Genomic DNA, 13050 nt, shown 5'->3' with positions numbered 1-13050 from the left:
ACGATCCGCATCGCAGCCTTCCCTGGGGCGAGTTCATCAAGCTGGACACCCAGGGCACCGAATACGACATCCTGACCGGCGCCGAGCGGACATTGCGCGAGACGACGGCCGCGGTCTTCTGCGAGGTCGAGTTCTGCGAACTCTATCAGGGACAGAAGCTGTTCTCGGACGTAGAGCGGTTCCTGCGGGAGCGGGGGTTCTCGTTCTTCGGCTTCCTGAACTTCGCCGGGCGGTCGCGCAAGCAACTTGACAAGCGGACCCGCCTGGGACGCGAACGCGCTCTCTGGGCCGATGCCCTGTTCTTCAAGGATCCTCTGCCCGGCGGTCCGGCGGCGCCGGACGGGACGGCGGCGACGCCGCGACAGTATGCGGTGCTGATCGTCATAGCGCTGCTGACCGGCTACTTCGACTATGCGCTCGAACTGAATGCCCAGCTCGGCACGCCTTCCCAGCGAGAGGCGATGGAGCGGCTGGTGCAGGACATCGCGCGGCAGCCGCCGGACCGGGCGGTCGCCGCGATACGCGACCTTGCCGCCGCAGCCGAACGCGATCCCGATGGGGCTACCGTCGCCCTCGGGCGGCTGGTCGATTCGCGGCGCAGTTTCTTCGACTACATGGACCTTCCGGCGCAGCCGGAGACATAAGACCCTTCCGGCGCAGCCGGAGAAACAAGGGTCGGATCCGACCGCCAAGTCTTAGAAAGGGCCGATCAGACCATGCTGCCGACCGATACCAGATGCTTCATTCGCCACGAGAAGGGTTTGCTCGACCCCGGCGTCCTGGGAAGCGTGCGCGAGCACTTCCTGCGCGAAGAAGAGGTCAGGCAGTCCCAGGTGCTCGACGAGAACGATGCCCTGCGGGTCAGCATGGGCGCCTCTACCTCCGCGTTCCGGTTCGATCCGCGCTGGTACGATCCCTGGCGCAACGCTTCGGCGGAACTGGTGGAACGGCTGCGCCCCTTCACCTGGCTGCTGTTTCCCGTCCAGATCCGCCATATCAAGGCCGGCGACCATCTGGTGCCGTGGCATCAGGACGCCGGCTACGTAAGGCTGATGTCCCGCAAGCATGCCCGGCTGATCACCTGCTTCGTGCCGCTGGAGCCCGACCCGCGCCAATGCGCCTCGCTGGAGTTCGCCGAGGGCGAGTACGGCGAGCTGGACCACTCGGCGTTCGGCAACCATGGCGCCGCGATCCTAGACCTTGACTTCGGCGGGCTCCGGCGTTTCGACCTGTCCTTCGGGGATGCGCTGGTGTTCGGCGACCTGGCGCCGCACCAGACCATCCCGGCGCCGGACGGCACGATCGACCGGCGGTCCTTCGAGTACCGGTTCGTCATCCCGGCGGAGGCCCTCCCCGACAAGGATTACTTCGACATCGAGAAAGGCTGCTTCGTCCGGACGGACGGCTCGCAGCGGGAGTTTCCGGAATGACCAAACCTTCCTTCGACGGGCGCGTCAATTTCCACGCCGACGACAATGTCGAGGAGATGCTCGAACGGCATTTCGAGGCCTTCGACATCTCGCGGACGGAAGTCTGGAAGAACTTCCCGCTCTACGCCCGACGGACCTATCTGAAGCGGTTCCTCGCCCATTACGAGCTGTTCCGCGCAACGGTCGACCTGCCGGGCGACATCGTCGAGCTGGGGGTGTTCCGCGGGACCTCCCTGCTGTCCTGGGCGAACTTTCTTGAAGTGCTCAACATGGGCGACCGCCACAAGAAGGTGGTCGGCTTCGACAATTTTCGAGGGTTCGGGGACCTGGACCCCAAGGATGGGGCGGCCGTCGGCGACGTGCAGAAGAAGGCCGGCGGCTTCGACAGCGGCGGGTTCGAAGCGCCGCTGGAAGACGTCATCTCGATCTTCGACGCCGACCGCTTCATCCCGTACAAGCCGCGGATCCATCTGGTCAAGGGCGATATCGAGCAGACCGTGGTCGACTATGTGGCGAACAATCCGGGCATGCGGATCTCGCTGCTGCATTTCGACGTCGATCTCTACCGGCCGACCAAGATCGCCCTTGAGCAGCTCTGGCCGCTGGTGGTCCCCGGCGGCATCGTCGCCTTCGACGAGTACGGCATTCCGCCGTGGGAAGGCGAGAGCCGGGCCGTCGACGAGTTCTTCGCCGGGCAGAGCATCGAACTGCGGCGCTTCAACTGGTGCAGCAATCCCGGCGCCTACCTCGTCAAGGGCTGATTTCCGGCCCTGATGCCGGCGGTGGCGAGATCGGGCAGGCTGCCGCCGGACAGCAGGCGGGCGGGTAGTCCGGCCGCAACGAACCGATCAAGTTCATCCCGGCGGTCCGTAACCGCGAAACTGCCTTGCCGGTTGACCGGCCATCTTGCCATGCACCCTAGCACCTGACCGGTATCGGCGGACAAGTCCTCGATGTCGTCGATATGCGCGCCGACGGCTCGCAGATCCCCGGACAGACGTGTCAGAACTGAACCGGTCCTTCCGTTGGCGGTCAGGAATACATAGTAGCCGTGGTCGTTGAGCAGTTTTACCGCGGTAAAACCGTCGTCATGTCCAAGCACGCGCTTCAGCGGCAGGAAAGCCGCGGGCCGGCTCAGGCAATCCGGCACTTCGACCTGGGCGCGTCCGAAGTCTTCGGGCACCCCTATATCCAGGAAAAAGCGATCGTAGACCCGGCCCATCAGCAGGCCGGCCGCCGCAAGGCGCGGAAACACATCCTGTTCGAGCGAACATGGGCTCTTATCGATCCAGCCGGTCACCGACCGCCGCAGCACGTAGAGCCCCGCATTCATTGGGCCGGTCAGGTCTGGCGCCGCTGCATGAAATGCATCGATCCGGCTACCGTCAAGCGACACGCGCCCATAGCGGCCGCCCGGGGGGATGGCTTTCAACGCTATGCGGCCGATCCATTGGCCGTTCGTCTCTCCGACAGCGAGGTCCAGCCAATTGATGTCGAAGCAGGAATCGCCGTTGGTCAGGAAGAAGGTGTCGTCGGGACTGTCGGCGGCATTGCGGATTGCGCCGCCGGTTCCGGCAGGCGCCGTTTCGACGACGATGTCGAAGTCCGTTCCGGGAAATTTGCGTCCGGCGTAACGATCGGCGATGTCGCCGGCACGGTAGCCGCAGAGAAGGAGGATGCGGTCTATGCCGAACCTGATGGCCTCACCGATGAGATGATCGAGAAACGGGCGGTCCCCTACCGTCAGCAGCGGCTTGGGAGTGCCGTCGGTCAGGGTGCCGAGCCGCGTGCCCCGTCCTCCCACCAGAAAGACGGCTTGCCTGGGAATCCTGCCTCCATCGCCCGTCACTGGCCGATCGCTTCCAGCGCCTGGTCGATGACCTCTCCCAAGTGCTCCGGCACGATCATGAAGTTGGTCATGTAGCGCATGTATTCCTCGTCCGCTTCCGACCAGGTGAACCCTTGGCCCATTACGGTCCCCAGCCTTATGCCGGTCACATGGGCGATGTGCCACGTGTCCTTTGTCGGCATGTTCCACGTCCCGCCGTGGGGCATGTTGCAGAATTCTTCCGAGACGAGATCGATGAAGACGGAGCCAGGGCGCTTGAAGGTGATCGCCTGCGCGAATGGTCCCGCCGTGCCGACGATGATCCTGGCCTTGCGGATTCGGGCGATGGTTTCCGCCAAGCCCATGCCACGGCCCGTAAGCACATCGAATCCTTTGGACTTCACCAGATCGACCACTTCCCGTTCGTTGACGATGAACCGGTGACTGGCGTCGAACCGCGACAGATAGATCCGGTCTCCTCCTTCGACGTCGGGCAGGACGAAGGTATCCGGATCGAGCCGGTTGCCTGTAATCGCTCCCAGGTAGTTGTCGTGGTTGCAGTCGACATAGGTCAGGTGCTCGAAGGTCCTGCTGCCGTCGCCGAGCGTCATCAGCTTCGACGGATCGAGGCCGAGGACGAGGCAGCCCTGGCGCGCCCAGTCCAGGAACGCATCGGACACGATCACGTGGTCGTACTGCTCCGCGCCGATGTCTCGCAGGACGATCAGCCGCGTGAACACTTCCGACATGAAATGTCCGAAATTGCCCGTGGAGATGTTCAGCGCGTGGAAGCTCCGGCCCGGCACGAATCCGGCATCGCGAATCCCGGTATGCAGGTATTTGCTGACGATGATCCTGCCGGGTTCCGTGGATGAATAAAGGCCGTGGAAGAAATTTTCGAAGGCGGTGAGGGATTCCAGCGATGGGCGGTAGACCCTGTCGCCGGAGAAGACGATCGCCGACGGAGCTACGATGCGGCAATCGCTGAAGTGACTGAGATGGATCGGCGGGATCTCGGTCCTCACATTTGCCGCGATAGCGCAGATTGCGGATTTCTGGCTTTCGGCGACGAATTCCGGCGGAGGGGTCGGCCCGGTGAAAGCAGCGGCATACGGGGCATGCCGGACCCCGGGAGCCGGTTCGCCGGCCTCTACCAACCTTCCGAGGCTCTCGCGCAGGCCGGGCGCACGCGCCAGCTTGACTTCATGGCGCGGCAGCAGCGACTCCATCATGCAGATACGCAAGGGGCGGACCTCCAGGGTGCGGCTGGCCCAATCATAGAAGAGCCTGCCGACTACCTTCTCCTTGAAGATCAATTGCCCGTCGAAATCGCCGATTTCGTTGGCGATGCGCCGTGCTGCGGTTTTGCTGTCGGGAAAATGGATGATTTTAGCGAAGCGGTCGCAGCGGGGAAGGAAATCCTTGACCAGCGTGATCAGTGCCGCCTCGTCCATGCCGGGAGAACAGACGATCGTGCCGACCGGAGTCTGCCCAAGGTCTTCCGGATCACGGACGATGCTGAGGCTCCCTGCGCGAGTCATTTGGAATGCATCGCGGCAGAACGCCTCGTCGTTCGCGGCACCGTGCTGCTCCGCCAGCCGAGGCATCCAGCCCAGGGACTTGGGAACCGCCGCAAGGCCGGCGAAACAATCGATCAGGCTGCCGACGGCGAGATGGATCGGTGCTGGACGCATGGCTTGGTGGGCCGGGTGGCAGCCGAAGATCTGAATGCTTGCCGCGGCGAAATGGACGATACTCCAGATTGCGAAACGCCCCAGGAAAGGTTCGTCCATTCTTGCTGCAAGCCGGCCGACCGGTATCCGGTAACGATCCCTCTGAGTGCGGAGAAAAATAGAAGAGCTTCCGGCTCCCTGAATACTGTCCAGGTCCAATGCCGTAAGGAGCATACTCCGCTCTGCGTCACCAGCCATATTCGACAGTAATTTCTGAGTCGTATTCAAAAAATCGGCGTTGTCGACGTTTGGTGAATTAATAAGGGAGTCGACGAATGCTGAAATTTCCATAAGCATGCTCCGCACCATTCGATCAATTCGAATGATGGTAAAAACCTTCCTGGAACCGTTTCCCTCCGAAAATTTACATCGAAATAGTAAATAGATTCATCGCATCACCGGCTGGATGCGGAGGGTTCGGTCTGCCAACCCCCAAATCTACCGAAATTCATTAACGAAATTGCCCGATAATTCCCTCGCAAGCAACGTATTCCCGCGCATTTTCCGGTACGGACACGCCATGGAACAGGTCACGATCGAGGGTTTGATGGCCGCCGATGCCGACCGGACGTTCCGGGATATCGCGCGGAACTTCGAGGCGCTGAGGTCCTGCGGTCCGATCGTCGCGGCGGCCGCGGTCCGCCTGATCCGGGCCTTGCGGGCCGGCAACAAGATCCTGTTCTGCGGCAACGGCGGTTCCGCCGCCGACAGCCAGCATCTCGCGGCGGAGCTGACGGGGCGTTACCGGCGGGACCGGCGGCCCCTGGCCGCGATCGCCCTGACCGTCGACACGTCCGCGCTGACCGCGATCGGCAACGATTATGGCTTCCAGGACATCTTTGCGCGCCAACTGGCCGGGATCGGCCGTGCCGGCGATGTCCTGGTCGCCCTGTCGGCCAGCGGCACCAGCGAGAACGTCGTTCGCGCGCTCGAGACGGCACGGCGGATGGGCATCGCGACCATCGGCCTGACGGGGGAGGGCGGCGGCGCCATGGCGGCCTTGTGCGACATCTGCGTCAGGGTGCCCTCGGCCGATACCGCCCGCATCCAGGAAATGCATATCGCGGTCGGACATCTCCTCTGCGGTTTCGTCGAAGACGCGGTCGATGCTCCGCTCTGAACGGCTCTTTGCCGGGCACATGCCGGTTCGCCGCCCCGCGGCGTTTCTCGACCGCGACGGCGTGATCAATCTTGATCACGGCTATGTCCACAGTCCGGACCGCTTCGTCTGGGTAGAGGGTGCGATGGCCGCCATCCGGTGGCTCAACGAGCAGGGTTACCTGGTGTTCGTGGTGACCAATCAGTCCGGCATCGCGCGCGGCTATTACGACGAGGCGGCGGTGCATGCGCTGCACGGCTGGATGGCGGCGCAACTGGCGTCCGCCGGCGCCCATATCGACGCCTTCTACTTCTGTCCGCATCATCCCGATGCCGTCCACGACGCTCTCAGGCTTAGCTGCGGCTGCCGCAAGCCGAAACCCGGAATGCTGCTGCGCGCCCTTGCGGAATGGCCGGTCGAGCGGCCGGGCAGCTTCCTGATCGGCGACCGGTCCACCGACATCGAAGCGGCGGCGGCGGCCGGCATTCCGGGTCATCTGTTCGACGGCTCCGATCTGCTGAAGACCGTGCGGCAGGCGGCGCGAACTACCTTCAGCGCGCCCCGTGAACCGGAATTATCGATCCGCTGACATAGGACGAGTTGCAGGACAGCAGCCAGCATATCGTTTCGGCGACCTCTTCGGGCGTGCCCAGCCGCCCCATCGGAATGCTCGCCTCCAGCGCCGCACGTCGGTCGGCCGGGATGTCCGATTGCTGGTCCGTCTCGATGACGCCGGGACTGACGGCGTTGACCCGGATGCCTTCGGCGGCCACTTCGCGCGCCAAGCCTATCGTCAGCGTATCGATCGCCGCCTTGGAGGCGGCATAGGGGCCGAGCCGGTTGCCGCCGAACCGGGCGGCCTGGGACGATACCAGCACGATCCCGCCGCCCTGTCCGCCTTGCGCAGTGGACAGGCGGCGGACGGCCTCGCGGCAGCACCAGAACGTCCCGTAGACATTGGTTTCGAAGACGGCGCGCAGCGTGTCGCCGGTGACTTCGTCGATACGGCCGAAGCCGCCGCTGATGCCGGCATTCGCGACCAGGGCCGAGAGCGGTCCCAGTGCGCGGTCGACCTCCGCGAACAGCCTGACGACATCCTCCTCCCGGGCGATATCGCCCTGGATCGCCGCCGCCGTGCCGCCTGCCGCCCGGATGCGGGCGACGACGGCTGCCGCCTCGGCTTCGCCGGTGCGATAGTTCACGCCGACGCGGTATCCGGCGCCGGCGAGGTTCATCGCGGTCGCGGCACCGATACCGCGGCTCGCGCCCGTCACCAGGGCGACGCGGCCGGCGGTCCGAAGGGAAGCGCTACGCTCCGTCATGTCGTCTACCTGCAATTCGAAGCATGTGTTCAGGAGCGATGGAAAGTTACATCAGGCTCGCGGCAGCATCTTAAGGAATTACTAAGCGCATTTTGGCAATGCTGGGCCTGACGACGTTGGTTATAGCTGCTTGTGCCGTTCGGCCAATGCTGCCCGGTCGATGCTTTCCGGCCGGCGTCGTTAGGATGATCGAATCAGATCGAGCGGCGCTGGAGTGATATGATAGGGGCGGCAGCATGACCACCGGCACCCTGGCCATCGGCCAAGTCCAGATCAACAACAGCTTTTCCGGCCAAAGCTATCTGCCCTATTCCCTCGGTGTCCTCCAGGCGTTCGTCCAGCGGCATGCGCGGGAGCCGTCGCGGTACGAGTTCAGGCTGCCGGTCTACCGGCGGATGCCGGTGGGGCAGGCCGTCGAACAATTGCTGGGGGTCGATGTCGCCGGGTTCAGCCTGTATGTCTGGAACGCCCGCATCTCGGTGGAGATCGCGCGCCGCCTGAAGAAGCTGCATCCCCGGACGATGATCGTCTTCGGCGGCCCCCATGTTCCCGACCGGTGCGAGGAGTTCCTGCGGGAGCATCCCTTCATCGACGTCGCCGTGCATGGCGAAGGCGAGCGCGCATATCTGGCCTTGCTGGAGAGCCTGCAGGACGGCGGTTGGCACGACGTTCCCGGCATCAGTTTCATCTCACCGGACGGCACGTTCCGGAACAACCCGGCCAGCCCCCGCATCCGCGACCTAGACGAGATCCCGTCGCCTTTCCTGACCGGCGTGTTCGATCCCCTGATCGAGGCCCGTCCCGGCGAAACCTGGATCGGACTGTGGGAGACGAACCGGGGATGCCCGTTCCAATGCACCTTCTGCGACTGGGGGTCGGCGACGGCGTCGAAGGTCGGGCAGTTCGCCATGGAGCGGCTGAGGCGCGAGGTCGAGTGGTTCGCGGACCGTCGGATCGAATATATCTTCTGCTGCGACGCCAATTTCGGGATCCTCAAGCGGGACGTGGAGATCTCCCGAATGGTTTCGGAGACGAAGGCGCGCACCGGCTATCCCCATGCGCTGTCGGTGCAGAACACCAAGAACGCCACGGAGCGGGCTTACGAGACCCAGAAGATCCTGTCCGACGCCGGGCTGAACAAGGGCGTCGCCCTGTCCATGCAGAGCCTGGACGCGACGACCCTGACCAGCATCAAGCGGCAGAACATCTCGCTGGACGCCTATCTGGAACTCCAGCGGCGGTTCGCCCGGGACCGGGTGGAGACATACTCCGACCTGATCCTGGGGCTTCCCGGCGAAACCTATGAAAGCTTCGTCGGCGGCGTCGACCGGCTGATGGAAAGCGGCCAGCACAACCGCATCCAGTTCAACAACCTCTCGATCCTGCCCAATGCCGAGATGGGCGATCCGGAATACCAAGCCCGCCACGGCATGGTCACCGTTCAGTCCGATATCATCAACATCCATGGGCGGCGGGAGGAGATGGAGGACGACGTCCCGGAGAGCCAGCAACTGGTCGTCGCCACCGCGGCGATGCCGCCGGCGGACTGGCGCCGCACCCGGGTCTTCTGCTGGGTCGCCGCCCTGCTGCACTTCGACAAGCTTTTCCAGATCCCGATCATCGCCGCCCGCTCGCTGGCCGGAACACCCTACCGGACGCTGATCGAAGCCTTCGTGGATGTCGATGCCGGCCGTTATCCGCTGCTCGGCGAGATCCGCGACTTCCTGATGGCCGAGGCGCGGTCGATCCAGCAGGGCGGGCCGGAATACGTCCATGCTCCGGAATGGCTGGATATCTACTGGCCGGCGGACGAGTACCTGTTCATCAAGCTGACCGCCGAGGGCAGGCTCGGCGATTTCCATGCGGAAGGCGGACGCCTGATCCGCGAGGTGACGGGTGTGGAGGGAGCCGCGGCGGAGGCGATCGCCGATGCCGTCCGGCTGAACCATGCCCTGGTCAAGCAGCCCTTCGTGCGCGACGACCTGGACGTGAGGATCGAGTTCGACGTCCTCGGTCTCTATGCCGATGCACTTCAGGGCGGAGCGGGCGAGCCGCAGGCCGCCGGCGAGCTGCCCCGGAGCCCGGCCATCGTCCACATCGAGCGCTCCGGCCAAGCCTATGACGACTTCGCGACATGGTGCCGGGAGGTCGTCTGGTGGGGCAACAAGAAGGGCGCCTATCTCTACGGCAACCGGACCGTCCACCGGGAACTGGCCGGACACTACTGACGGCCCCGGGCCTGTAAACCCTGCGGCGGACACTTCCACCCAGCCGCATCGCGGAGACGCCTCATGAAATACCGCCCGCTCGGCACGACCGGCATCGAGGTGTCGGAAATCGGCTTCGGCGCCTGGGGGATCGGGGGAGCGACGGCCGGCGCGACATCCTATGGCGCTACGGACGACGCCCGGTCCCGGACGGCGTTGTCACGCGCCTTCGATCTGGGCGTCACCTTCTACGATACCGCACCCGCCTATGGCGACGGCCACAGCGAGACGCTGATCGGCGAGGCGTTCCGGGGGCGGCGGTTCCGTATCGCCGTCGCCACCAAGGCCGGCCAGCAGCGATGGGGCCAGCCGCCCGACTTCAGCCCGGCCGCCTTGCGCCGCTCGGCCGAGGCGAGCCTTCGCCGGCTGGGCGGCGACGCCATCGACCTGCTGCAGCTTCACAACCCGCCGGCCGGTCTGTTCGCCGCCGACCCCGACGTCGCGGCGACGCTGGACGGCCTGCGCGAGGCCGGCACGATCAGGGCCTGGGGAGTTTCCGTCAAGTCGCCGCAGGAGGCGTCGGCCCTGATCGGTGCCGTTCCCGCGGCGGTCGTCCAGGTCAACCTGAACATGCTGGATGTCCGGGCGGCGACATCGGGGCTGCTGACGGAAGCCGCTGCCCACGGCATCGGGGTGATCGCCCGGACGCCCCTGTGCTTCGGTTTCCTCTCCGGCACAGTGGACGGGACCACGCGCTTCGCCGATGACGACCATCGGGCCGCCTGGAGCCGTGCGCAGATCGTCCGCTGGGCCGACGGTGCGAAGCGCCTGCACGATGCCGCCGGATCGGGCCAAGCGCCGGGCCAAGCGCCGGGTCGGGACTGGAGCCGGACGGCGTTGCGCTTCTGCCTTTCGTTTCCCGAAGTGGCGACCACCATCCCCGGCATCCTGAGCGCGCAAGAGGCGGAACAGAACGCCGCCGCCTCCGCCGCCGGTCCGTTGGACGGAGCGGCGGTGCGCCGGATCCTCGACCTGCACTCCCGCGAGTCGTTCTTCCTGCGGAGCTGACTCCGGCGCGGCAGGCATGGCGCGCCCCGGTTCAGCCGGCGGTTCCCGGCGCCGCTTCCCGCGCCCGGCGGGCCTCGTAGGCTTTCAGGTGACCGAGGACGATGCGGAGGGTCGGATTGGCCGCCGGGTCTCCGCCGCGGCGCAGCAGGTCGCCGACGATCTGGTCGGCTTCGATCGGACCGCCGCGCTCCATGTCGCGCAGCATGGAGGCGGTCATGGTCGAACCGGGCTTGGTGTAGGTGTCGCGGGCGCGCTCCGTCGCGGCTGCGCGGGGCGGGAAGCCTTCCGACGCCGCGATGGCCGAGCTTTCGGCCAGCAGCGACGTTACGACGTGGTCGGCGCCGGCCGCCACGATGTCGCCGATGGCGGCGCGCATCAGGCAGGTGGCCCCGGCCCCGGTCGCGATGAAGATCCATTTCTCCCACATGTCCTGAAGGATCGAACAGCTGAGGCGGGCATCGAACCCGGCGCCGGTCAGTTCCGCCGCGACGGCTTCGATCCGGGGGGTGCGTCCGCCGGCAGTCTCGCCGAAGGTAAGGCCGTGGAGGTCGTTGAGGTGGAGGACCCGCCCGTCCGGATCGAGGACGACGGAGATCAGGCACAAGCCGCCGAGCACCCGGCTTGCGCCGAAGCGGGCGGTCAGCAGGTCCATGTGGCGCATGCCGTTGAGGACGGGAAGGATCAGCGTGTCCGGGCCGCAGGCCGGCGCCAGCGAGTCCATCGCCGCTTCCAGGTCGTAGGCCTTGCAACTGAGCAGGATGAGGTCGAAAGGAGCCGCGATGTCCTGCGCCAGGACGGTCGGCGGAGCCGGGAGGTCGAGATCGCCGTGGGGGCTGCGGACCACCAGACCGGCTTCGGCCAGTTGGTCGGCGCGGCGCTGGCGGACGAGGAATGTCACGTCCCGGCCTGCATTCAGCAGCCTGCCGCCGTAGTAGCCGCCGATGCCGCCGGCCCCGACCACGAGAATCCGCATGTCTTTTCCACCCTGTTCTTCTTGCCCGGTTTGCGTGCGTAGACCCTATGGGCAACGGACCGTGCTGTCCACCGGCGTCACCCGAAAGCGGGATGTACCCCGAACGGAGTGCGGAAGGATTGCCGGCATTTTCTGTTGAGCGCACCAGAATCCCGAGGAAAACGGGTTTCGGACCGTTGATCCAATGGAGATCGCAGACGATGGCAAGACGGAACATGGGGGCCGAAGAGAGCACGGGGACTATCCGGAACAGGGGCCGCTCCGGGGGAAACGGGGAGCGGCTTGCCCAAGGTCTCGGCTGGTTCAGTCTGGGGCTGGGCTTGGCGCAGATCGCGGCACCGGATGGGATGGCGCGCCTGATCGGTGTCCCCGACGATGACGAAAACCGGCAGATGATGCGGGCCGTCGGAATGCGCGAGGTCGCCAGCGGATTGGGCATCCTGTCGCAACCCCATCCCGAGGGATGGGTATGGGCACGGGTCGGCGGCGACGTGATGGACCTTTCGCTGCTGGGCGGCGCCTGGGCATCGGACCGGACCGACAAGGAACGGGTCGCCGCCGCGACCGTCGCCGCCGTAGGAGTCATGGCGCTCGACCTGCTGTGCGGCCGCCAGCTGACCGAGCACGACGCCGATGATGGCTTTGCCGGAAGACAGGGTTTAGGCGGCCGTGACCATGGCCGTCCGGTGGAGGACCAGCGCTGGAGCGGCGCGGTCCATGTCAGGAAGAGCATCACCATCAACCGCCCGCCGGAGGAGCTTTACCGCTTCTGGCGCGACTTCGACAACCTGCCCCGCTTCATGACCCACATGGAAGAGATCCGGAAGCTGGACGACAAGCGCTCGCACTGGAAGGCCAGGGGAGTGGCCGGCTTCACGGTCGAATGGGATGCGGAGATCACCGAGGACGTACCGAACGAGCGGATCGCCTGGGCATCCGTGGCCGGGTCGAGCGTCCACAACGCCGGTTCGGTGACTTTCAAGCAGAGGCCGGCCAACCGGGGCACGGTGGTCGAGGTCGAGATGCGGGTCGATCCTCCCGGCGGGGCCATCGGGGCGAAGATCGCCAAGCTGTTCGGCAAGGAGCCGGTCCAGCAGGTGGCGGACCACCTGCGGGCCTTCAAGCAGATCGTCGAGACCGGCCACCTCACGCGGTCGGACACCAGCTTCGCGCTGGTCAGGCATCCGGCCAGACCGCCGTCCAAGCTGCCCGAGGCAGTCGAAGCGGAACTCAGGACGGGAACGTATCAGGGGGCGAAATCATGAGAGCCACATGCTGGATGGGGACCAAGGATATCCAGGTCCGGAACGTGCCCGATCCCAAGATCCTGAACCCGGACGACGCGATCGTCCGGATCACGTCCACCGCGATCTGCGGGTCCGACCTTCAC

At 65.5% G+C, this 13050-nt stretch carries 12 protein-coding genes; 8 read left to right on the top strand and 4 right to left on the bottom strand.

Annotated elements, in window-relative coordinates; genetic code table 11:
* From AC5JJ6_RS15210 to AC5JJ6_RS15200, 3 genes are all read left to right on the top strand, one after another.
* The coding region (locus AC5JJ6_RS15210; RefSeq protein ID WP_496042862.1) for an FkbM family methyltransferase at window positions 1–644 on the top strand (644 nt) is incomplete at its 5' end.
* Between the two features lie 72 nt (window positions 645–716).
* On the top strand, window positions 717–1430 hold the full coding sequence (locus AC5JJ6_RS15205) for a phytanoyl-CoA dioxygenase family protein (protein WP_496042861.1): 714 nt from the start codon (window positions 717–719) through the stop codon (window positions 1428–1430).
* On the top strand, window positions 1427–2191 hold the full coding sequence (locus tag AC5JJ6_RS15200; RefSeq protein ID WP_496042860.1) for a TylF/MycF/NovP-related O-methyltransferase: 765 nt from the start codon (window positions 1427–1429) through the stop codon (window positions 2189–2191). Before AC5JJ6_RS15205 ends, AC5JJ6_RS15200 begins: the two co-directional genes overlap by 4 nt.
* Here the strand turns inward: AC5JJ6_RS15200 and AC5JJ6_RS15195 are convergent.
* Window positions 2173–3279 carry a sugar phosphate nucleotidyltransferase gene (locus tag AC5JJ6_RS15195; protein WP_496042859.1) on the bottom strand — a complete coding sequence of 369 codons (1107 nt, stop codon included), beginning with the start codon at window positions 3277–3279 and terminating at the stop codon, window positions 2173–2175. The two genes, AC5JJ6_RS15200 and AC5JJ6_RS15195, sit on opposite strands and share 19 nt — an antisense overlap.
* A complete protein-coding gene (locus AC5JJ6_RS15190) occupies window positions 3276–5051 on the bottom strand; it encodes a glycosyltransferase family 61 protein (protein ID WP_496042858.1) in 1776 nt (591 codons plus the stop codon). The genes AC5JJ6_RS15195 and AC5JJ6_RS15190 overlap by 4 nt, the downstream gene beginning before the upstream one ends.
* Window positions 5052–5511: 460 nt before the next feature.
* On the opposite strand from AC5JJ6_RS15190, the gene AC5JJ6_RS15185 reads away from it, so the two are divergent.
* On the top strand, window positions 5512–6111 hold the full coding sequence (locus tag AC5JJ6_RS15185) for a D-sedoheptulose-7-phosphate isomerase (protein ID WP_496042857.1): 600 nt from the start codon (window positions 5512–5514) through the stop codon (window positions 6109–6111).
* Window positions 6098–6679: a D-glycero-beta-D-manno-heptose 1,7-bisphosphate 7-phosphatase gene (gene gmhB / locus AC5JJ6_RS15180; protein ID WP_496042856.1), complete on the top strand. Its 582-nt coding sequence runs from the start codon at window positions 6098–6100 to the stop codon at window positions 6677–6679. Before AC5JJ6_RS15185 ends, gmhB begins: the two co-directional genes overlap by 14 nt.
* Here gmhB and AC5JJ6_RS15175 read toward each other — a convergent pair.
* Window positions 6642–7412, bottom strand: coding sequence for an SDR family oxidoreductase (locus AC5JJ6_RS15175; RefSeq protein WP_496042855.1), 771 nt, complete (start codon window positions 7410–7412; stop codon window positions 6642–6644). The two genes, gmhB and AC5JJ6_RS15175, sit on opposite strands and share 38 nt — an antisense overlap.
* A gap of 236 nt (window positions 7413–7648) precedes the next feature.
* Here AC5JJ6_RS15175 and AC5JJ6_RS15170 point away from each other — a divergent pair, with 236 nt between their 5' ends.
* Together AC5JJ6_RS15170 and AC5JJ6_RS15165 are read left to right on the top strand one after the other, a co-directional pair.
* A complete protein-coding gene (locus tag AC5JJ6_RS15170; protein ID WP_496042854.1) occupies window positions 7649–9640 on the top strand; it encodes a B12-binding domain-containing radical SAM protein in 1992 nt (663 codons plus the stop codon).
* Window positions 9641–9703: 63 nt separating this feature from the next.
* On the top strand, window positions 9704–10687 hold the full coding sequence (locus tag AC5JJ6_RS15165) for an aldo/keto reductase (RefSeq protein WP_496042853.1): 984 nt from the start codon (window positions 9704–9706) through the stop codon (window positions 10685–10687).
* Between the two features lie 31 nt (window positions 10688–10718).
* Here AC5JJ6_RS15165 and panE read toward each other — a convergent pair whose 3' ends face one another.
* Complete coding sequence (gene panE, locus AC5JJ6_RS15160; protein ID WP_496042852.1) at window positions 10719–11660, bottom strand: 2-dehydropantoate 2-reductase; 942 nt, start codon at window positions 11658–11660, stop codon at window positions 10719–10721.
* Window positions 11661–11860: 200 nt separating this feature from the next.
* Between panE and AC5JJ6_RS15155 the strand changes: the two genes are divergently transcribed.
* The gene (locus AC5JJ6_RS15155; protein WP_496042851.1) at window positions 11861–12925 is read left to right on the top strand and encodes an SRPBCC family protein; all 1065 of its coding nucleotides are present in this window, start codon (window positions 11861–11863) and stop codon (window positions 12923–12925) included.
* Window positions 12926–13050 lie beyond the last annotated feature (125 nt).

The organism is Skermanella sp. (assembly GCF_059503625.1).
This window is presented reverse-complemented; position numbering and strand designations above follow the sequence as displayed.

Excerpts from the sequence above, each read along its gene's own strand:
- AC5JJ6_RS15205 (WP_496042861.1), top strand. The coding sequence starts at position 717 with ATGCTGCCGACCGATACCAGATGCTTCATTCGCCACGAGAAGGGTTTG.
- AC5JJ6_RS15200 (WP_496042860.1), top strand. The coding sequence starts at position 1,427 with ATGACCAAACCTTCCTTCGACGGGCGCGTCAATTTCCACGCCGACGAC.
- AC5JJ6_RS15190 (WP_496042858.1), bottom strand. The coding sequence starts at position 5,051 with ATGGACGAACCTTTCCTGGGGCGTTTCGCAATCTGGAGTATCGTCCAT.
- AC5JJ6_RS15185 (WP_496042857.1), top strand. The coding sequence starts at position 5,512 with ATGGAACAGGTCACGATCGAGGGTTTGATGGCCGCCGATGCCGACCGG.
- gmhB (WP_496042856.1), top strand. The coding sequence starts at position 6,098 with ATGCTCCGCTCTGAACGGCTCTTTGCCGGGCACATGCCGGTTCGCCGC.
- AC5JJ6_RS15175 (WP_496042855.1), bottom strand. The coding sequence starts at position 7,412 with ATGACGGAGCGTAGCGCTTCCCTTCGGACCGCCGGCCGCGTCGCCCTG.
- AC5JJ6_RS15170 (WP_496042854.1), top strand. The coding sequence starts at position 7,649 with ATGACCACCGGCACCCTGGCCATCGGCCAAGTCCAGATCAACAACAGC.
- AC5JJ6_RS15165 (WP_496042853.1), top strand. The coding sequence starts at position 9,704 with ATGAAATACCGCCCGCTCGGCACGACCGGCATCGAGGTGTCGGAAATC.
- panE (WP_496042852.1), bottom strand. The coding sequence starts at position 11,660 with ATGCGGATTCTCGTGGTCGGGGCCGGCGGCATCGGCGGCTACTACGGC.
- AC5JJ6_RS15155 (WP_496042851.1), top strand. The coding sequence starts at position 11,861 with ATGGCAAGACGGAACATGGGGGCCGAAGAGAGCACGGGGACTATCCGG.